At 40.4% G+C, this 19,213-nt stretch carries 18 protein-coding genes; 12 read left to right on the forward strand and 6 right to left on the reverse strand.

What is annotated here, in order from left to right; translation table 11 throughout:
• Positions 1 to 159: 159 nt before the first annotated feature.
• The 3 genes from HT711_RS03715 to coaB are packed head-to-tail and all read right to left on the reverse strand — an operon-like array spanning position 160 to position 1,959.
• On the reverse strand, positions 160 to 723 hold the full coding sequence (locus tag HT711_RS03715) for an ECF transporter S component (RefSeq protein WP_000747412.1): 564 nt from the start codon (positions 721 to 723) through the stop codon (positions 160 to 162).
• The gene (gene coaC, locus HT711_RS03720) at positions 707 to 1,258 is read right to left on the reverse strand and encodes a phosphopantothenoylcysteine decarboxylase (RefSeq protein WP_173249755.1); all 552 of its coding nucleotides are present in this window, start codon (positions 1,256 to 1,258) and stop codon (positions 707 to 709) included. Before coaC ends, HT711_RS03715 begins: the two co-directional genes overlap by 17 nt.
• Positions 1,259 to 1,269: 11 nt before the next feature.
• Positions 1,270 to 1,959 carry a phosphopantothenate--cysteine ligase gene (coaB, locus tag HT711_RS03725; RefSeq protein ID WP_173249756.1) on the reverse strand — a complete coding sequence of 230 codons (690 nt, stop codon included), beginning with the start codon at positions 1,957 to 1,959 and terminating at the stop codon, positions 1,270 to 1,272.
• 232 nt (positions 1,960 to 2,191) lie between these two features.
• Here coaB and HT711_RS03730 point away from each other — a divergent pair, with 232 nt between their 5' ends.
• Positions 2,192 to 3,862 carry a formate--tetrahydrofolate ligase gene (locus tag HT711_RS03730; protein WP_173249757.1) on the forward strand — a complete coding sequence of 557 codons (1,671 nt, stop codon included), beginning with the start codon at positions 2,192 to 2,194 and terminating at the stop codon, positions 3,860 to 3,862.
• A 121-nt stretch (positions 3,863 to 3,983) separates the two neighbouring features.
• On the opposite strand, the gene HT711_RS11230 is transcribed toward HT711_RS03730, so the two are convergent.
• Positions 3,984 to 4,136, reverse strand: a complete 153-nt coding sequence (locus HT711_RS11230; protein WP_240148982.1) for a hypothetical protein — start codon at positions 4,134 to 4,136, stop codon at positions 3,984 to 3,986.
• Between the two features lie 74 nt (positions 4,137 to 4,210).
• Here HT711_RS11230 and mutY point away from each other — a divergent pair, with 74 nt between their 5' ends.
• The 5 genes from mutY to HT711_RS03760 all read left to right on the forward strand — a co-directional run bounded on the left by mutY (position 4,211) and on the right by HT711_RS03760 (position 9,156).
• Positions 4,211 to 5,386, forward strand: a complete 1,176-nt coding sequence (mutY, locus tag HT711_RS03740) for an A/G-specific adenine glycosylase (RefSeq protein ID WP_173235125.1) — start codon at positions 4,211 to 4,213, stop codon at positions 5,384 to 5,386.
• A 55-nt stretch (positions 5,387 to 5,441) separates the two neighbouring features.
• Positions 5,442 to 6,146 carry a response regulator YycF gene (gene yycF / locus HT711_RS03745; protein ID WP_173235123.1) on the forward strand — a complete coding sequence of 235 codons (705 nt, stop codon included), beginning with the start codon at positions 5,442 to 5,444 and terminating at the stop codon, positions 6,144 to 6,146.
• A complete protein-coding gene (vicK, locus tag HT711_RS03750; protein WP_173235121.1) occupies positions 6,139 to 7,488 on the forward strand; it encodes a cell wall metabolism sensor histidine kinase VicK in 1,350 nt (449 codons plus the stop codon). Before yycF ends, vicK begins: the two co-directional genes overlap by 8 nt.
• A gap of 1 nt (position 7,489) precedes the next feature.
• Entirely contained in the window at positions 7,490 to 8,299 is an 810-nt protein-coding gene (locus HT711_RS03755; protein WP_000004962.1) for an MBL fold metallo-hydrolase, read from the forward strand.
• 83 nt (positions 8,300 to 8,382) lie between these two features.
• Complete coding sequence (locus tag HT711_RS03760; RefSeq protein WP_173235119.1) at positions 8,383 to 9,156, forward strand: ion channel; 774 nt, start codon at positions 8,383 to 8,385, stop codon at positions 9,154 to 9,156.
• Positions 9,157 to 9,319: 163 nt separating this feature from the next.
• Here the strand turns inward: HT711_RS03760 and tnpA are convergent, their stop codons facing one another.
• Together tnpA and HT711_RS03770 are read right to left on the reverse strand one after the other, a co-directional pair.
• Positions 9,320 to 9,784, reverse strand: coding sequence for an IS200/IS605 family transposase (gene tnpA, locus HT711_RS03765; protein ID WP_173249758.1), 465 nt, complete (start codon positions 9,782 to 9,784; stop codon positions 9,320 to 9,322).
• 356 nt (positions 9,785 to 10,140) lie between these two features.
• Positions 10,141 to 11,127, reverse strand: a complete 987-nt coding sequence (locus HT711_RS03770; RefSeq protein WP_000204727.1) for an L-lactate dehydrogenase — start codon at positions 11,125 to 11,127, stop codon at positions 10,141 to 10,143.
• A gap of 193 nt (positions 11,128 to 11,320) precedes the next feature.
• Between HT711_RS03770 and gyrA the strand changes: the two genes are divergently transcribed.
• From gyrA to truB, 6 genes are all read left to right on the forward strand, one after another.
• Complete coding sequence (gyrA, locus tag HT711_RS03775; RefSeq protein ID WP_173233555.1) at positions 11,321 to 13,789, forward strand: DNA gyrase subunit A; 2,469 nt, start codon at positions 11,321 to 11,323, stop codon at positions 13,787 to 13,789.
• Positions 13,789 to 14,532, forward strand: a complete 744-nt coding sequence (gene srtA / locus HT711_RS03780) for a sortase SrtA (RefSeq protein WP_050242740.1) — start codon at positions 13,789 to 13,791, stop codon at positions 14,530 to 14,532. Before gyrA ends, srtA begins: the two co-directional genes overlap by 1 nt.
• A 138-nt stretch (positions 14,533 to 14,670) precedes the next feature.
• Positions 14,671 to 15,468 carry a formate/nitrite transporter family protein gene (locus HT711_RS03785; RefSeq protein WP_020900680.1) on the forward strand — a complete coding sequence of 266 codons (798 nt, stop codon included), beginning with the start codon at positions 14,671 to 14,673 and terminating at the stop codon, positions 15,466 to 15,468.
• Between the two features lie 148 nt (positions 15,469 to 15,616).
• Complete coding sequence (locus HT711_RS03790; RefSeq protein WP_173233553.1) at positions 15,617 to 16,897, forward strand: O-acetylhomoserine aminocarboxypropyltransferase/cysteine synthase family protein; 1,281 nt, start codon at positions 15,617 to 15,619, stop codon at positions 16,895 to 16,897.
• Positions 16,898 to 16,992: 95 nt separating this feature from the next.
• Positions 16,993 to 18,267 (forward strand): DUF2130 domain-containing protein, encoded by a 1,275-nt coding sequence (locus HT711_RS03795; RefSeq protein ID WP_173233551.1) that lies wholly within the window; start codon positions 16,993 to 16,995, stop codon positions 18,265 to 18,267.
• 10 nt (positions 18,268 to 18,277) lie between these two features.
• Positions 18,278 to 19,156 carry a tRNA pseudouridine(55) synthase TruB gene (gene truB / locus HT711_RS03800; protein ID WP_173233549.1) on the forward strand — a complete coding sequence of 293 codons (879 nt, stop codon included), beginning with the start codon at positions 18,278 to 18,280 and terminating at the stop codon, positions 19,154 to 19,156.
• Positions 19,157 to 19,213: the final 57 nt, after the last annotated feature.

The following is a 19,213-nucleotide window of genomic DNA, read 5'->3' on the forward strand; positions in this document are numbered from 1 at the left end:
GTACATCATGAATGCTAAAATATTTCTAGAAATTAATTTGAATTCCCTAATCTATTTGTTGGTATCTTATTTCAATCTATTATACTGGTAAAAATTTCACTAAATATAAAAAATATAGAACAAAATCTCCACCTTCAAGCTTGAAAGTGGAGATTGTTTTTATTTTTTCAAAGTCTGTAGTCTTGGAACAATGGCTAGAGTTAGAACTGCGGAAATGACTAATTCGGCAATTGAATTTGTTGAGATAACAGTTGCTAGGAGTTTTTGGATATTACCATCAAAAACATTTCCAAAAAGGTAGAAAATTCCACCAAGTACAAAGACTGTGTTGGTAAGTGAACCAAGGGCACCAGCTAAAATCAGACCAGTCTTGTTTTTCATTAGTTTATAGACTAGATACGGAGTTAAACCAATCAAAATACGTGGGACGATGGCAATGATAGCTGAGTAGATGTTTCCGTTTGGTACAAATGGTGAGAAGAGATAGCTTGTAGGTAGAATCGTAATCGTATTAACTGTCAAGCTAAGAAGTCCCATCAAAAATCCAAGTGTAACCCCAACTCGTGGACCGTAGATAATGCTGGCAATAATGACAGGAATATGAACAATGGTCGGTTTGATTGGAAATGGAAAAAGGTTAAAGATAAGTGAGCTCAGAAAGTGTATCACGAGCATGGTTGCAAAAAAGATAGCAATAGGTGCAATATTAGAGCGTTTTTTCATCGAGAGTTTCCTTTATTCTTTCTAAAATAATTGTGAGGTCAGCTAAAGCTCCTCGTCCGTGGTCTCCACAAGCTAGGAGGGATTCCTTCGGAGCAATCAGCTGATAGCCGTATGTTTCTAATGTTTTCAGATTAGTCTGAGTTGCCGGATGGTCATACATTTTTGTATTCATAGCAGGAGCTATTAGTTTAGGAATATTTTTGGGCAAGGCTAGAGCTATGCTGGTTACCATGTTGTCAGCATAGCCGTGGGCTAGCTTTGCAATTGTGTTAGCTGTTGCAGGGACTACGATAAATAAATCTGCCTTTTTTCCAAGTTCGATATGATTGACTTGATCAGGATAGGGTTCCTTCATGACATCCAAGTGGACAGGATTCTGCGATAAGACCTGTAGTGTTAAAGGTTGGATAAACTCTGTAGCAGCCTGAGTCATTAAAACCGTGACTTGATGACCTTGTTTTTTTAGAGAACTGACTAAATCTGCCGACTTGTAAGAGGCGATAGACCCCGTTACAGCCAAGAGAATATGTGACATATCTTTCCTTTCTAAGAATGGTAGGCTTGAATTTTTTCAAGGAGGAGTTTTGCAATTTCTTCTTTAGTCTGAACTGTTTGAAGCTGATCTTTCTCAACAAAGATAGCACGATGCTGGTTCGCTGAGATTTGAGTCAGGTCATTTGCGATAATCAAGTCTGCTTGGTTCTTGATAAGACTTTTTCTAGCAATGTCAACCAGATGATCTTCGTTAACATCAACTAGCAGTTTGAAACCAATCAGATGAATAGCAGGATTCCACTCCTTGACTAGGGATATGATTTTAGGTGTCTTTTTTAGGAACAAAACCTGAACCTCGTCGGTTGAAGAAATCTTAGCCTGATGATTCTGCTTGCTTAAAAATTCTTCTAGATTAGAGCTAGCTTGGACTTCTTCAAGCCCTGTCATATAAACGGGAGTGTAGTCAGAAACAGCCATTGAGTGGATCAAAACCTGATAATATTGAACACGTTCTTGCATTTCCAGTAGAAGGTCCTTGGTATTGTTAATTTCTCGAATGCTTAGGTTGGGATGGGCTTCTGGCTTCACGGCTCGTTTTGTTGTTATCAAACAAACTTCATACCCTGCAGCAAGCAGGGTTTCTGTGATGATTTTCCCCAAGCGACCTGTGGAATGGTTAGTGATAGAGCGGACGCTATCAATAGCTTCACTGGTACCGCCCGATGTAACTAAAATTTTCATAGCACCATTGTACCAAAAAAAAAATAATAAGCAAAAGAAAGCGCTTGAATATATATAAAAAATAATAAGAATCTACTATAGTTTAAAACTATAAAGCCATATAAAATTTAAGAAAGGGCTCTAAAAACCTTAAAAATAGGGATATTTACGAACGTTTAGAGAGTTTTCGGATGTTAAAAACCTTGTTTTGTGTTATAATGAATTATCATATAAGAGGTTAGAGGAGTTTTGAATGAAAACAGATATTGAAATCGCACAGAGTATTGAGTTGAAGCCAATCGTTGATGTTGTAGAGAAACTGGGTATTTCTTACGACGATTTGGAGTTGTACGGAAAGTACAAGGCTAAGCTCAGCTTTGATAAAATTCGTGCAGTTGAGAGCAATCCAGTTGGGAAATTGATTTTGGTTACTGCTATCAACCCAACACCTGCAGGTGAAGGAAAATCAACCATTACCATTGGTCTGGCGGATGCCTTGAATAAAATTGGCAAGAAAACAATGATTGCTATCCGCGAACCATCTCTTGGTCCAGTAATGGGAATTAAGGGTGGTGCTGCTGGTGGTGGTTACGCCCAAGTGCTGCCAATGGAAGACATCAACCTCCACTTTACGGGGGATATGCATGCCATTACGACTGCCAACAATGCGCTTTCTGCCTTAATTGACAATCACTTACACCAAGGGAATGAGCTAGGAATTGACCAACGTCGTATCCTTTGGAAACGTGTTGTGGACTTGAACGACCGTGCCCTTCGTCATGTAACCGTTGGACTTGGTGGTCCTCTAAACGGTATTCCTCGTGAGGATGGCTTTGACATTACCGTCGCTTCCGAAATCATGGCGATTCTTTGCTTGGCAACGGACATCGAGGACTTGAAACGCCGTTTGGCTAATATCGTTATCGGTTATCGTTACGACCGTACACCAGTTTCTGTAGGTGATTTGCAGGTTGAAGGTGCCTTGGCTTTGATTTTGAAGGATGCTATTAAGCCAAACTTGGTTCAGACAATTTATGGAACCCCTGCTTTTGTGCACGGTGGTCCATTTGCCAATATTGCTCACGGATGTAACTCTGTCTTAGCAACTACAACAGCCCTTCACTTGGCTGATTACACAGTTACTGAAGCTGGTTTTGGTGCAGACCTTGGTGCCGAGAAATTCCTTGATATCAAGACACCAAACTTGCCAACTTCTCCAGATGCAGTAGTTATTGTAGCAACTCTTCGTGCCCTTAAGATGAATGGTGGCGTGGCTAAGGATGCTCTGACAGAGGAAAATGTGGAGGCAGTTCGTTCAGGTTTTGCCAACTTGAAACGCCATGTTGAAAATATCCGTAAGTTCGGTATTCCAGCAGTTGTTGCGATTAACGAATTTGTATCTGATACAGAAGCTGAAATTGCAGCCTTGAAAGAACTTTGTGCCTCAATCGATGTACCAGTTGAATTGGCAAGTGTCTGGGCTGATGGTGCAGAAGGTGGAGTAGAGCTTGCCGAAACGGTTGTCAAGACTATCGCTGAAAATCCATCTAACTATAAACGTTTGTATGACAACGGCCTTTCTGTCCAAGAAAAGATTGAAAAGATTGTTACTGAGATCTACCGTGGTAGCAAAGTGAACTTTGAGAAGAAAGCTCAAACGCAAATCGCTCAAATTGTTCAAAACGGTTGGGACAAATTACCAATCTGTATGGCTAAGACCCAGTATAGCTTCTCAGACAATCCAAATGCACTTGGGGCACCTGAAAACTTTGAAATTACCATTCGCGAATTGGTGCCAAAATTAGGTGCAGGCTTCATCGTTGCCTTAACTGGTGATGTCATGACCATGCCAGGACTTCCAAAACGACCAGCAGCCCTCAACATGGATGTTGAAAGCGATGGAACAGTCCTAGGCTTGTTCTAGTATATTGTACTTGACTTTAAATGAGTTTGGAAATACTATCCAAGCTCATTTTTTCTCAGACTGCAAGCAGTTTGTCAATAAGAATTATACTCTTCGAAAATCTCTTCAAACTACGTCAGCTTCACCTTGCCGTATAGATGTTACTGACTTCGTCAGTTCTATCTGCAACCTCAAAACGGTGTTTTGAGCTGACTTCGACAGTTCTATCCACAACCTCAAAACAGTGTTTTGAGCAACCTGCGGCTAGCTTCCTAGTTTGCTCTTTGATTTTCATTGAGTTTCCCTTGGGAAGAGGTTTTTTAATATTAGGAAAAGGACAGTTAGAGTCTTCTGTGTTATACTAGAGATATGTTAGATTTGAAAGAATACGGTATCGTTATGTGGTCAGAGGAGAAGATTATTTCTTTCCGTCAGAAACTTCTCGCTTGGTATGATGAAAATAAAAGAGATTTACCATGGCGTAGGAGTAAGAATCCTTATCATATCTGGGTGTCTGAAATTATGCTCCAACAGACCAGAGTGGATACGGTTATCCCTTACTATGAACGATTCTTGGACTGGTTTCCAACAGTGGAAAGTTTGGCAACTGCCCCTGAAGAACGTTTGTTGAAGGCTTGGGAAGGTTTGGGTTATTATTCTCGAGTTCGTAATATGCAGGCTGCAGCCCAGCAGATTATGACTGACTTTGGGGGTCAATTTCCAAACACCTATGAAGGAATTTCTAGTTTAAAAGGGATTGGCCCTTACACAGCAGGAGCCATTTCCAGTATCGCTTTTAATTTGCCTGAGCCAGCTGTAGATGGTAATGTCATGCGGGTTTTGGCGCGTCTGTTTGAAGTCAATCACGATATTGGGATTCCAAGTAATCGCAAAATTTTTCAGGCAATGATGGAAATCTTGATTGACCCAGAACGGCCAGGTGACTTTAACCAAGCCTTAATGGACTTGGGCTCAGATATTGAGGCTCCTGTAAATCCCAGACCAGAAGAAAGTCCAGTTAAGGACTTTAGTGCTGCATATCAGAATGGCACAATGGACCGTTATCCAATCAAGGCTCCCAAGAAAAAGCCAGTTCCTATTTATCTTAAAGCCTTGGTGGTCAAAAATACTCAGGGGCAATTTTTACTTGAAAAAAATGAAAGTGAAAAACTATTGGCAGGTTTTTGGCATTTCCCCTTGATAGAAGTTGATAACTTTTCGCAAGAGGAGCAGTTTGACCTCTTCCATCAGGTTGCAGAAGAAAGTGTGAACTTTGGCCCCAGTCCAGAGGAGAGTTTCCAGCAGGACTATGACCTAGATGTTGCTTGGCTTGATGTTTATTTTGAGACTGTCAAGCATGTCTTTAGCCATCGTAAATGGCATGTACAGATTGTAGCAGGTCAGGTGAGTGACTTTCATGATTTTTCAGATAGAGAAGTTCGCTGGCTTTCACCAGAAGAGTTCAAGGATGTCCCACTTGCCAAACCCCAACAAAAAATCTGGCAGGTTTATGCAAAATCCAACTTAGACAGTAGCAAAGACTAGCTATCGTGTCTTCTTGTTATTTTTTTGGTATAATAGTAGAGAAAAAGGTGAACATATGAAAAAAATACTAATTGTAGATGATGAAAAACCAATCTCGGATATTATCAAGTTTAATATGACCAAGGAAGGTTACGAGGTTATAACTGCTTTTAATGGTCGTGAAGCGCTAGAGCAATTTGAAGCAGAGCAGCCAGATATTATTATTCTGGATTTGATGCTTCCGGAAATTGATGGTTTAGAAGTTGCTAAGACTATTCGTAAGACCAGTAGTGTTCCTATTATCATGCTGTCAGCGAAAGACAGCGAATTTGATAAGGTTATCGGTTTAGAGCTTGGTGCGGATGACTATGTAACCAAACCCTTCTCAAATCGTGAGTTGCAGGCGCGTGTTAAAGCTTTGTTGCGTCGTTCTCAACCTATGCCAGTAGATGGGCAGGAAGCAGATAGCAAACCTCAACCTATCCAAATTGGGGATTTAGAAATTGTTCCAGACGCCTACGTGGCTAAAAAATATGGCGAAGAACTAGACTTAACCCATCGTGAATTTGAACTTTTGTACCATTTGGCATCGCATACAGGTCAAGTCATCACGCGCGAACACTTGCTTGAGACTGTCTGGGGTTATGACTATTTTGGTGATGTCCGTACAGTTGATGTGACTGTCCGACGTCTGCGTGAGAAGATTGAAGATACGCCCAGCCGACCAGAGTATATCTTGACGCGCCGTGGTGTAGGGTATTACATGAGAAATAATGCTTGATTTACTGAAACAAACGATTTTTACCAGAGATTTTATCTTTATCCTGATTTTGTTAGGTTTCATCCTTGTTGTGACCCTCCTATTACTAGAGAATAGACGTGATAATATTCGATTGAAGCAAATCAATCAAAAGGTCAAAGACTTGATTGCAGGAGATTATTCTCAGGTTCTTGATATGCAAGGTGGGTCTGAAATCACCAATATTACCAATAATTTGAATGACTTGTCGGAGGTTATTCGTCTCACTCAGGAAAATCTAGAACAAGAGAGTAAGAGGCTAAATAGTATTCTGTTTTATATGACAGATGGGGTTCTTGCGACCAACCGTCGAGGTCAGATTATCATGATTAACGATACAGCCAAGAAGCAACTGGGGCTGGTTAAGGAAGATGTTCTGAATAGAAGCATTTTGGAAGTTCTCAAGATAGAAGAAGAATATGAATTGCGTGATTTGATTACCCAAAGTCCAGAATTGTTGCTAGATTCCCAAGACGTCAATGGCGAATATCTGAGCCTTCGAGTTCGCTTTGCCTTGATACGTCGAGAGTCTGGCTTTATTTCAGGTTTGGTGGCTGTTTTGCATGATACGACGGAGCAGGAGAAGGAAGAACGCGAACGGAGACTCTTTGTGTCCAATGTTAGCCATGAGTTACGGACTCCTCTGACCAGCGTAAAATCCTATCTTGAAGCCTTGGATGAGGGAGCTTTGTGTGAAACTGTAGCACCAGACTTCATCAAGGTGTCTCTGGACGAAACCAACCGTATGATGCGCATGGTAACTGACCTCCTTCATCTCTCTCGGATTGACAATGCGACCAGTCATCTGGATGTGGAGCTGATTAACTTCACTGCCTTTATTACCTTTATCCTCAACCGCTTTGACCAGATAAGAGGGCAGGATGAAGAGAAGAAATACGAACTGGTGAGAGATTACCCAATTACCTCAGTCTGGATAGAGATAGATACAGATAAGATGACACAGGTGATTGATAATATTCTTAACAATGCCATCAAGTATTCGCCAGATGGTGGGAAAGTCACAGTGACCATGAAGACAACTGATGATCAGATGATTTTATCCATCTCAGACCAAGGTTTGGGTATTCCTAAGCAGGATTTACCACGTATTTTTGACCGTTTCTATCGTGTAGATCGTGCTAGAAGTCGTTCCCAAGGTGGTACAGGTCTAGGACTGTCTATTGCCAAAGAAATTATCAAACAACATAAGGGCTTTATTTGGGCTAAGAGTGAATACGGTAAGGGATCAACCTTTACTATTGTGCTCCCTTATGATAAGGATGCAGTGAAAGAAGAAGTATGGGAGGATGAAGTAGAAGACTAGAATGAGTGAAACAGGCTTTAAATACAGTATTTTAGCGTCGGGTTCCAGTGGAAATTCCTTTTATCTGGAAACACCAAAAAAGAAGCTTTTAGTGGATGCAGGCTTATCTGGCAAAAAGATTACTAGCCTACTTGCTGAAATTAATCGCAAACCAGAAGACTTGGACGCCATCTTGATTACCCATGAGCATTCAGACCATATCCACGGTGTGGGTGTTTTGGCTCGCAAGTATGGTATGGATCTTTATGCCAATGAAAAGACTTGGCAAGCTATGGAAAATAGTAAATATCTTGGCAAGGTGGATTCTTCGCAAAAGCATATTTTTGAAATGGGCAAAACCAAAACCTTTGGAGATATTGACATCGAGAGTTTTGGTGTAAGCCATGATGCAGTCGCACCGCAGTTCTATCGCTTTATGAAAGATGATAAAAGTTTTGTCCTTTTGACAGATACAGGTTATGTCAGTGACCGTATGGCAGGGATTGTCGAAAATGCGGATGGCTATCTTATCGAGTCCAATCATGATGTAGAGATTTTGCGAGCAGGTTCTTACGCTTGGCGACTCAAACAACGAATCCTATCGGATCTGGGTCACCTTTCTAACGAAGATGGTGCTGAAGCTATGATTCGTACCTTAGGAAATCGCACTAAGAAAATCTACCTTGGTCACTTGTCTAAGGAAAACAATATCAAGGAGCTGGCTCACATGACCATGGTCAACCAGCTAGCACAAGCTGATCTGGGAGTTGGAGTAGACTTTAAGGTTTATGATACCTCACCAGATACCGCAACACCATTGACAGAGATATAAAAAGAAGGCGAGTGCCTTCTTTTTTATAAATTAGTAGATATTTGTTGTGGTATAATGTTTAAAAATGACATAGGAGAAGTAGTGTGAAAAGAAAATGGTTATTTAAGGATTACTATGACACAACAATTATTTTACTTGCTTTAATCTCTGTTATTCTGGTATTGCTTGGATTTGCTGAGATGATTGATTTGGACAATCCGCCTTATAGTATTATTGATTTAGCAATCTGGAGCGTTTTTGTAATTGATTATAGTTGGCGCTTTTTTATTACTAAAAGAAAATGGCGCTTTATTCTTGAAAATATTTTTGATTTATTGGCTATTCTCCCTTTAAATGCTATTTTTACAGTGTTTCGATTAGGGCGTATCTTTCGTTTAGTTAAACTAACAAAATTACTGAAACTGACTCGTTTACTCAGAATAATTGGACTTACAGGTAAATTAGAAAGAAAAATTAGTAGATTCTTACGGACAAATGGCCTGATTTATATCTTTTATGTTAATATTTTTATCGTTCTAGTAGGAAGTTCAATTTTATCTGTAGTTGAAGAAAAATCTTTCTCAGATAGTCTTTGGTGGGCTCTTGTGACAGTAACTACTGTTGGTTATGGTGATATTGTTCCAGTTTCCCTTTTTGGGAAATGGCTAGCAGTTTTACTGATGCTTGTCGGTATTGGAACAATAGGGATGTTAACAAGTGCCTTGACGAACTTTTTTGTAAAGGATAATCCAGATGAACAGATAAAACTTAATCAACTTCAAGATGAATTATCTAGTCAGAGAATATTACTAGAGAAGCAATCTGAGAAAATCGAAGAACTGCATCGGATGATACAAGATTTGCTTGAAAAAACATAATAAAAATAAAGATGAGACAAAATCATAACCACCCGTCAAACGGGCGGTTTGTCCCAGGGTTATAAGCCCAAATTACCAGCCAGCGCCTAAAGACGCTGGCTTTCACTTTGTTCAAGCCTCATTGCTCTTGACTCGTCACTTGCCTCTTAAAGAGGCTTTAGTATTACTTACCACTATCCCTAAAGGGATCCTCATATTCTTTTACACTCAATTTATCTGGTGCTATATCATGCTTTTCCTGTTCTTGGATATATTTCTTAATTGTGGCTTCATTAAGCCCTACTGTACTTACATAATAACCTTCCGCCCAGAAATGCCGATTCCCAAACTTGTACTTGAGATTGGCGTGTTTGTCAAACATCATGAGTGCACTTTTTCCTTTTAAATAACCCATGAAACTCGAAACACTTATCCTTGGTGGAATACTTACTAACATGTGTACATGGTCTGGCATTAAGTGACCCTCGATAATTTCAACTCCTTTATAACTACACAAGCGATGAAATATTTCGCCTAAACTACTTCGATATTGATTATAGATAACTTTTCGTCTATACTTAGGGGTGAACACAATGTGATACTTACAATGCCACTTTGTGTGCGATAAACTATGAGCCTTTTGTGCCATATTTTTCTCCTTTCGCTTTACAATTGGCTTGAACACCTTTATTGTATCGCGTTCGGAGTTTTTTTGGGGTATAACCTTCGACGCGCACCCGCATAGCGGGTGGTTTTTTTGTCTCGCACCTAACGGAGCGAGACGGACTAATAGTCACACAATAAAACGCATATTATTAGGTATAAAAACTTGATACTATGCGTTTTATAGAGAAATGAAATAAAATCTGAACAAATCAATTAGGAATTTAAAGCATTTTATAACAACGTTTTAGAGTAATGGGGTGCTATTTCAACTTTAACCTACTATAATACAGAAAAAACAACTCCCTGATGATTCAAGGAGTTGTCTATAGTTAAGTTAAATTAGTTTTTAGAAGCTTCTTGAAATTCTGGGTTTTTCCATGCTTCGTCAATAATAGCTTGCAATTCTTTAGCAGATGCTTGCATTTTTTGAGTTTCTGCGTCGTTCAATGGGATATTTACTGGACGAACGATACCATGTGCACCAACAACAGCTGGTTGACCGATAAAGACGTTCTCAACTCCGTATTGACCTTCTTGGAATACTGAAAGTGGAAGTACTGCATTTTCATCGTCAAGGATTGCTTTAGTGATACGAGCAAGGGCTACTGCGATACCGTAGTATGTTGCACCTTTTTTGTTGATGATTGTGTAGGCTGCATCACGAACACCTTCGAACAATTCAATCAATTCAGCTTCTTGAACATTTTGAGTGTCTTTAAGGAATTCTTCAAGGTTTACACCAGCGATGTTTGCGTGTGACCAAACAGCGAACTCAGAGTCACCGTGTTCACCCATGATGTAAGCGTGAACTGAACGAGCATCAACATCCAATTTTTCAGCAAGTGCTTGACGGAAACGAGCTGAGTCAAGTGAAGTACCTGAACCGATAACGCGTTCTTTAGGGAAACCAGAGAATTTCCAAGTTGAGTAAGTCAAAACGTCAACTGGGTTAGCAGCAACAAGGAAGATACCTTTGAAACCTGATTCAACAACTTGAGTTACGATTGATTTGTTGATAGCAAGGTTTTTACCTACAAGGTCAAGACGAGTTTCACCTGGTTTTTGAGGCGCACCTGCAGTGATCACAACAAGGTCAGCGTCTGCACAGTCAGAGTATTGAGCTGCATAGATTTTTTTAGGTGAAGTGAAGGCAAGGGCGTGACTAAGGTCAAGTGCGTCACCAACAGCTTTTTCATGCAATTGTGGAATTTCGATAATTCCAAGCTCTTGTGCAATTCCTTGGTTAACAAGTGCAAAAGCGTAAGATGAACCTACAGCACCATCACCGACAAGGATAACTTTTTTGTGTTGTTTAGTTGAAGTCATTGTTCTAAACATCTCCTTAATTTTATTAGGGGATTTTCCCCAGACAACTTCATTCTATCACTTTTAAAAAACTTTGTCACGAATATGCCTTATAGTTCTCAATGTAAACGTTTTAGTGGTTTAGAGGCTGAAATAGATGGGAATTTATGGTATAATGTTGTTACTTACTAATTGTGAAATGAGGCATTTATTAATGCAGGATAAAAATTTAGTGAATGTCAATCTGACAAAGGAGATGAAGACGAGCTTTATCGATTACGCCATGAGTGTTATCGTAGCCCGGGCTCTTCCTGATGTTCGAGATGGCTTGAAACCTGTTCACCGTCGAATTCTCTACGGAATGAATGAATTGGGTGTTACTCCAGACAAACCTCATAAAAAATCTGCTCGTATTACAGGGGATGTCATGGGTAAATACCACCCACATGGGGATTCCTCTATCTATGAAGCCATGGTCCGCATGGCTCAATGGTGGAGCTACCGTTACATGCTTGTAGATGGTCATGGGAACTTTGGTTCCATGGATGGTGATGGTGCTGCCGCCCAGCGTTATACTGAGGCACGTATGAGCAAGATTGCTCTAGAAATGCTTCGAGATATCAATAAGAATACGGTTGATTTCGTCGATAACTATGATGCCAATGAACGGGAACCCTTGGTCTTGCCTGCACGTTTTCCAAACCTTTTGGTCAATGGAGCAACTGGTATTGCCGTTGGGATGGCGACCAATATTCCCCCTCATAATCTGGGTGAAACCATTGATGCAGTGAAGTTGGTCATGGACAATCCTGAAGTGACTACCAAGGACTTGATGGAAGTCTTGCCTGGTCCAGATTTTCCAACAGGTGCCCTTGTCATGGGGAAATCAGGCATTCATAAGGCTTATGAAACAGGTAAAGGTTCTATTGTTCTTCGTTCTCGTACTGAAATTGAAGAAACTAAGACTGGCCGTGAGCGTATTGTTGTAACAGAATTTCCCTATATGGTCAATAAAACAAAGGTGCATGAGCATATTGTTCGTTTGGTTCAGGAAAAACGGATTGAGGGCATCACAGCAGTTCGTGATGAATCTAACCGAGAAGGGGTTCGTTTCGTAATCGAGGTCAAACGTGATGCCTCTGCCAATGTTATCCTCAATAATCTTTTCAAGATGACCCAGATGCAAACCAATTTTGGTTTTAATATGTTGGCGATTCAAAATGGTGTACCGAAGATTTTGTCTCTTCGTCAGATTTTGGATGCTTATATCGAACACCAAAAAGAAGTGGTTGTTCGTCGTACACGTTTTGATAAGGAAAAAGCGGAAGCACGTGCTCATATCTTAGAAGGTCTCTTGATTGCGCTAGACCATATCGACGAAGTGATTCGTATCATCCGTGCTAGTGAAACAGACGCAGAAGCACAAGCTGAGTTGATGAGTAAGTTTAAGCTTTCTGAACGTCAAAGTCAGGCTATCCTAGACATGCGTCTTCGTCGTTTGACAGGTTTGGAACGCGATAAGATTCAGTCTGAGTATGATGACCTCTTGGCTCTGATTGCGGATTTGGCGGATATTCTTGCTAAGCCAGAACGTGTTTCTCAAATTATCAAAGACGAATTAGATGAAGTTAAACGTAAATTTTCTGATAAACGCCGTACAGAGTTGATGGTCGGTGAAGTCTTGAGTCTTGAAGATGAGGACTTGATTGAAGAATCGGATGTCTTGATTACCCTTTCTAACAGAGGCTACATTAAGCGTTTGGATCAGGATGAATTTACTGCTCAAAAACGTGGGGGTCGTGGTGTCCAAGGAACAGGTGTTAAGGATGATGATTTTGTTCGTGAGTTAGTGTCAACTAGCACCCATGATCATCTGCTCTTCTTCACAAATAAAGGGCGAGTTTATCGTTTGAAAGGTTATGAAATTCCTGAGTATGGTCGGACGGCCAAAGGATTACCAGTAGTCAATCTCTTGAAATTAGATGAAGGCGAAAGTATTCAGACTATTATCAATGTTGAGTCTGATCGCAGTGATGATGCTTATCTTTTCTTTACAACCCGTCATGGTATTGTGAAGAGAACCAGCGTTAAGGAATTTGCTAATATTCGTCAAAATGGTCTCAAGGCTTTGAACCTCAAAGATGAAGATGAGTTGATTAATGTCTTGTTGACGGAAGAAGATACGGATATTATCATTGGTACCAAGTTTGGTTATGCAGTTCGCTTTAATCAATCAGCCGTTCGCGGCATGAGTCGTATCGCCACAGGTGTGAAAGGTGTTAACCTTCGTGAAGGAGATACTGTTGTTGGTGCCAGCTTGATTACTGATCAAGATGAGGTTCTTATTATCACAGAAAAAGGATATGGTAAGCGTACAGTCGCTACTGAATACCCAACAAAAGGTCGTGGTGGTAAGGGAATGCAGACAGCTAAAATTACCGAAAAAAATGGCTTGCTGGCCGGTCTTATGACTGTTCAAGGGGATGAGGATTTGATGATTATCACTGATACAGGTGTCATGATTCGAACCAATCTTGCCAATATTTCACAAACAGGACGCGCAACTATGGGAGTTAAAGTAATGCGCCTGGATCAAGATGCTCAGATAGTGACCTTCACAACGGTTGCAGCGGCAGAAAAAGAAGAAGTTGGGACAGAAAATGAAACAGAAGGTGAAGCATAATGTCTCAAAAAAATAATAAAAAGAAAAACAAGCGAAAAAATCTGCTGACAAATATCCTAGCAGGATTTCTGATAGTACTGTCACTGGCTTTGATTTTTAATGCGCAAATTCGAAATATTTTCATGGTCTGGAATACCAATAAGTATCAAGTTAGCCAGGTATCAAAAGAAAAAATAGAAGAAAATCAGGATACAGAAGGAAATTTTGATTTTGATTCGGTCAAAGCGATTTCTTCGGAAGCTGTTTTAGCTTCTCAATGGGATGCTCAAAAATTACCAGTTATTGGGGGAATTGCAATTCCTGAATTGGAAATGAATTTGCCGATTTTTAAAGGACTTGATAATGTTAATCTCTTCTACGGCGCTGGTACAATGAAACGCGAGCAAGTAATGGGAGAAGGAAATTATAGTCTAGCTAGTCACCATATCTTTGGTGTTGATAATGCTAATAAAATGTTATTTTCTCCTTTAGATAATGCTAAAAATGGTATGAAGATTTATCTAACCGATAAAAATAAAGTTTATACCTATGAAATACGTGAAGTCAAACGTGTGACACCGGATCGTGTTGATGAGGTTGATGATAGAGATGGGGTCAATGAAATCACATTAGTAACCTGTGAAGACCTTGCTGCTACAGAACGTATTATTGTAAAAGGTGATTTGAAAGAAACAAAAGATTATTCACAAACATCTGATGAAATCCTAACAGCTTTCAATCAACCGTATAGACAATTTTATTAATACAAATCAGTGAAATCATGGATTTCACTGATTTTTTAAGATTTTCATAAAAATAAACTTTTATGAAATACGGAAAACGCTTCCTTAATTCTAAAGTTTGTGATATAATTATCAAGAAAAAAGATTTAGGAGTTTATTATGGTTTCTTCAGAATTTATCTCAAAGATTGAATTTGCTTGCAAGAAGAAAGAAAGTCTTTATAGCCAAAGCAAATTTAAGTATGCGATTCGTTCTATGTTTGCAGGTGCATTTTTAACCTTCAGTACTGCTGCAGGTGCAGTTGGGGCTGACTTGATTAATAAAATCGCACCAGGTAGTGGACGTTTCCTCTTCCCATTTGTCTTTGCTTGGGGCTTGGCCTACATTGTTTTCTTGAATGCTGAGTTGGTAACATCAAACATGATGTTCTTGACTGCAGGTAGTTTCTTGAAAAAAATCTCTTGGAGAAAAACAGCTGAGATTTTACTTTACTGTACCTTGTTCAACCTTATCGGGGCTTTGATAGCAGGTTGGGGCTTTGCCCACTCAGCAGCTTATGCACATCTGACACACGATAGTTTCATCTCAGGGGTTGTTGAGATGAAGTTAGGCCGTTCAAATGAATTAGTCTTACTTGAGGCGATTTTGGCAAATATTTTCGTTAATATTGCGATTCTTTCATTTGTTTTGGTCAAAGATGGTGGTGCCAAACTTTGGCTTGTGTTGTCAGCGATTTACATGTTTGTATTCTTAACAAACGAGCACATTGCCGCGAACTTTGCTTCTTTCGCGATTGTAAAATTCAGTGTTGCTGCTGACTCAATTGCCAACTTCGGTGTTGGAAATATGCTTCGTCACTGGGGTGTAACCTTCATCGGAAACTTTATCGGAGGAGGCCTCTTGATGGGTCTTCCATATGCCTTCCTCAATAAAAATGAAGATACTTATGTAGATTAAGAAAATGAGCACGATTGAGTCGTGCTTTTTTCGATTTTTAAAATAAGGTAATAGTTATTTATTATATCAAAATATAGAAAACTGATATTTGTAAACTATAACTCAAGGTGCTACAATATCCTTAATCAAACTATATGGAGGTCGCCTTATGATTCGTGATTTTAAATTTGAAACATTACAATTGCATGCTGGTCAAGTTGTGGATCCAGCTACCAAGTCTCGTGCAGTACCGATTTATCAGACTACATCCTTTGTTTTTGATGACACGCAGGAAGGTGCCGATTTGTTTGCCTTGAGAAAACCAGGGAATATCTATACTCGTATTACAAATCCTACAACGGCTGCCTTTGAAGAAAGAATTGCTGCTCTGGAAGGTGGTGTTGGAGCTCTTGCAACCGCATCAGGTATGGCTGCAGTGACTTATACGATTTTGGCACTTGCCCATGCTGGTGACCATGTTGTAGCAGCATCAACTATTTACGGTGGGACTTTCAATCTCTTGAAAGAAACCCTTCCTCGTTATGGGATCACAACAACCTTTGTCGATGTGGATAATTTGGAGGAAGTAGAAGCAGCGATCAAAGACAATACCAAGCTTGTCTTAATTGAAACCTTGGGCAATCCCTTGATTAACATTCCTGACTTGGAAAAATTGGCTGAGATTGCGCATAAACACCAGATTCCACTCGTTTCGGACAACACTTTTGCTACACCATATTTGATTAACGTCTTTTCTCACGGTGTTGATATTGCCATTCACTCTGCGACTAAGTTTATCGGTGGGCATGGTACGACTATTGGTGGAGTGATTGTCGATAGTGGGCGTTTTGACTGGGCGGCTTCAGGGAAATTCCCTCAATTTGTTGAGGAAGACCCAAGCTATCATAACTTGAGCTATACTCGTGATGTAGGTGCGGCTGCCTTTATTATCGCTGTCCGTGTTCAATTGCTCCGTGATACAGGTGCAGCCTTGTCGCCATTTAATGCCTTCTTGTTACTCCAAGGACTTGAAACCCTTTCACTTCGTGTGGAACGGCATGTGCAAAATGCAGAGAAAATTGTTGATTTCCTTGTCAACCATCCTAAGGTAGAAAAGGTCAATTATCCAAAACTTGCTGATAGTCCTTACCATGCCTTGGCTGAGAAATATTTGCCAAAAGGTGTGGGCTCAATCTTTACCTTCCATGTCAAAGGTGGGGAGGCAGAAGCCCGTAAGGTAATTGATCATTTAGAAATCTTCTCTGACCTAGCAAACGTGGCAGATGCCAAATCGCTTGTTGTCCATCCAGCTACAACCACTCACGGTCAATTGTCAGAAAAAGACCTTGAAGCAGCAGGTGTCACACCAAACCAAATTCGTTTGTCAATCGGACTTGAAAATGTAGAGGATTTGATCGAAGATTTGCGCTTGGCCTTGGAAAAAATTTAAAGTAAAAGAAGATAAACAGTGGGTTTCGACTCGCTGTTTTTGATTTTCCTTTAGGCATGATATAATGGTTAAAGAAGTCTAGAAAGAGGAACGATATGAACGAAATCAAATGTCCCAACTGTGGGGAAGTCTTTACAGTAAATGAAAGTCAGTATGCCGAACTTTTGTCTCAAGTGAGAACGGCAGAGTTTGATAAGGAATTGCACGACCGGATGAAGCAGGAACTGGCCTTGGCTGAGCAAAAGGCCATGAATGAACAACAGTCTAAACTAGCTCAAAAAGACCAAGAAATTGCTCAATTACAGAGTCAAATCCAAAACTTTGATACAGAAAAAGAATTGGCCAAGAAAGAGGTTGAACAGACAAGTAATCAGGCCTTATTGGCTAAGGATAAGGAAGTACAGGCCTTGGAAAACCAATTGGCGACCTTGCGTTTGGAGCATGAAAACCAGCTCCAAAAGACCCTTTCTGATCTAGAAAAAGAACGTGATCAGGTTAAAAACCAACTTCTTTTACAAGAAAAAGAAAACGAGCTTTCTCTTGCTTCTGTTAAGCAAAACTACGAAGCCCAGCTCAAGGCAGCCAGTGAACAAGTCGAATTTTACAAGAATTTCAAAGTCCAACAATCTACAAAAGCGATTGGGGAAAGTCTGGAACACTATGCAGAGAGTGAGTTTAACAAGGTACGTAGTTTCGCCTTTCCAAATGCTTACTTTGAGAAGGATAACAAGGTTTCTGCGCGTGGTTCTAAGGGGGACTTTATCTTCCGTGAATGCGATGAAAATGGAGTCGAAATCATTTCCATTATGTTTGAGATGAAAAATGAAGCAGATGGAACAGAGAAGAAGCACAATAATGCAGATTTTTACAAGGAATTAGACAAGGACCGTCGGGAGAAGAACTGTGAGTATGCCGTTTTGGTGACTATGCTTGAGGCCGATAACGACTACTTTAACACAGGGATTGTTGACGTCAGCCATGAGTACGAAAAGATGTATGTGGTTCGTCCTCAATTCTTTATCCAGTTGATTGGTCTCTTACGTAATGCGGCGCTTAATTCCCTAAAATACAAGCAGGAGCTGGCCTTGGTTCGCGAACAAAATATTGACATTACGCATTTTGAAGAAGATTTGGACGCCTTTAAACTAGCTTTTGCCAAGAACTATAACTCAGCTTCGACCAACTTTGGAAAAGCTATTGATGAAATCGATAAGGCCATAAAACGGATGGAAGAGGTTAAGAAATTCCTAACCACATCTGAAAACCAACTCCGTCTCGCAAACAACAAATTGGAAGATGTTTCTGTTAAAAAATTGACTCGAAAAAATCCAACCATGAAAGCGAAATTTGAAGCACTGAAGGGGGAGTGAGAAAGCAAAAATGAACGGTATTATCAACTTAAAAAAAGAAGCGGGGATGACATCGCATGATGCGGTTTTTAAACTGCGTAAGATTTTGGGAACCAAGAAGATTGGTCATGGTGGGACTTTGGATCCGGATGTGGTGGGTGTTTTGCCCATTGCGGTTGGCAAGGCGACACGCATGGTCGAGTTCATGCAGGATGAGGGCAAGGTCTATGAGGGGGAGATTACTCTCGGTTATTCAACGACGACAGAGGATGCTAGTGGGGAAGTTGTCGCAGAGACACCTGTTTTATCGCCCTTGGATGAAAAGCTTGTTGATGAAGCAATCGCTAGTTTGACTGGGACTATTACCCAGATTCCACCGATGTATTCGGCTGTAAAGGTCAATGGTCGCAAGCTCTATGAGTATGCGCGTGCTGGTCAGGAAGTGGAGCGTCCAGAACGTCAGGTGACCATTTATCAATTTGAGCGGACAAGTCCAATTTCTTATGAGGATCATCTTGCATGTTTTACTTTCCGTGTAAAATGCAGTAAAGGGACTTACATCCGTACCTTGTCAGTTGATTTGGGAGAGAAGCTTGGTTATGCGGCTCATATGTCACATTTAACACGGACTAGTGCAGCTGGTTTGCAACTAGAAGATGCTCTTACCTTGGAAGAAATTGCTGCAAAAGTGGGGGCTGGCCAATTGGACTTTCTTCATCCTCTAGAGATTGGGACAGGAGACCTTGTCAAAGTTTTCCTAAGTCCAGAAGAGGCTGCAGAAGTGCGCTTTGGTCGTTTTATAGAGCTCGAACAAACGGACAAAGAACTGGCTGCTTTTGAAGGAGATAAATTGCTAGCCATTCTAGAAAAGCGAGACAATCTCTACAAGCCAAGGAAGGTTTTTAGCTAGTCTAACTGGGGGTGTAGGGATTAGAATTGTTTCCCCTAAACTATCCAAAACCAGACT

Source organism: Streptococcus sp. 1032 (genome assembly GCF_013277015.1).
GTDB lineage: Bacteria > Bacillota > Bacilli > Lactobacillales > Streptococcaceae > Streptococcus.

What these genes read in the sequence shown, in the direction of transcription:
- HT711_RS03715 (WP_000747412.1), bottom strand. Translation starts at nt 723, where the DNA reads ATGAAAAAACGCTCTAATATTGCACCTATTGCTATCTTTTTTGCAACC.
- coaC (WP_173249755.1), bottom strand. Translation starts at nt 1,258, where the DNA reads ATGTCACATATTCTCTTGGCTGTAACGGGGTCTATCGCCTCTTACAAG.
- coaB (WP_173249756.1), bottom strand. Translation starts at nt 1,959, where the DNA reads ATGAAAATTTTAGTTACATCGGGCGGTACCAGTGAAGCTATTGATAGC.
- HT711_RS03730 (WP_173249757.1), top strand. Translation starts at nt 2,192, where the DNA reads ATGAAAACAGATATTGAAATCGCACAGAGTATTGAGTTGAAGCCAATC.
- HT711_RS11230 (WP_240148982.1), bottom strand. Translation starts at nt 4,136, where the DNA reads ATGAAAATCAAAGAGCAAACTAGGAAGCTAGCCGCAGGTTGCTCAAAA.
- mutY (WP_173235125.1), top strand. Translation starts at nt 4,211, where the DNA reads ATGTTAGATTTGAAAGAATACGGTATCGTTATGTGGTCAGAGGAGAAG.
- yycF (WP_173235123.1), top strand. Translation starts at nt 5,442, where the DNA reads ATGAAAAAAATACTAATTGTAGATGATGAAAAACCAATCTCGGATATT.
- vicK (WP_173235121.1), top strand. Translation starts at nt 6,139, where the DNA reads ATGCTTGATTTACTGAAACAAACGATTTTTACCAGAGATTTTATCTTT.
- HT711_RS03755 (WP_000004962.1), top strand. Translation starts at nt 7,490, where the DNA reads ATGAGTGAAACAGGCTTTAAATACAGTATTTTAGCGTCGGGTTCCAGT.
- tnpA (WP_173249758.1), bottom strand. Translation starts at nt 9,784, where the DNA reads ATGGCACAAAAGGCTCATAGTTTATCGCACACAAAGTGGCATTGTAAG.
- HT711_RS03770 (WP_000204727.1), bottom strand. Translation starts at nt 11,127, where the DNA reads ATGACTTCAACTAAACAACACAAAAAAGTTATCCTTGTCGGTGATGGT.
- gyrA (WP_173233555.1), top strand. Translation starts at nt 11,321, where the DNA reads ATGCAGGATAAAAATTTAGTGAATGTCAATCTGACAAAGGAGATGAAG.
- srtA (WP_050242740.1), top strand. Translation starts at nt 13,789, where the DNA reads ATGTCTCAAAAAAATAATAAAAAGAAAAACAAGCGAAAAAATCTGCTG.
- HT711_RS03785 (WP_020900680.1), top strand. Translation starts at nt 14,671, where the DNA reads ATGGTTTCTTCAGAATTTATCTCAAAGATTGAATTTGCTTGCAAGAAG.
- HT711_RS03790 (WP_173233553.1), top strand. Translation starts at nt 15,617, where the DNA reads ATGATTCGTGATTTTAAATTTGAAACATTACAATTGCATGCTGGTCAA.
- HT711_RS03795 (WP_173233551.1), top strand. Translation starts at nt 16,993, where the DNA reads ATGAACGAAATCAAATGTCCCAACTGTGGGGAAGTCTTTACAGTAAAT.
- truB (WP_173233549.1), top strand. Translation starts at nt 18,278, where the DNA reads ATGAACGGTATTATCAACTTAAAAAAAGAAGCGGGGATGACATCGCAT.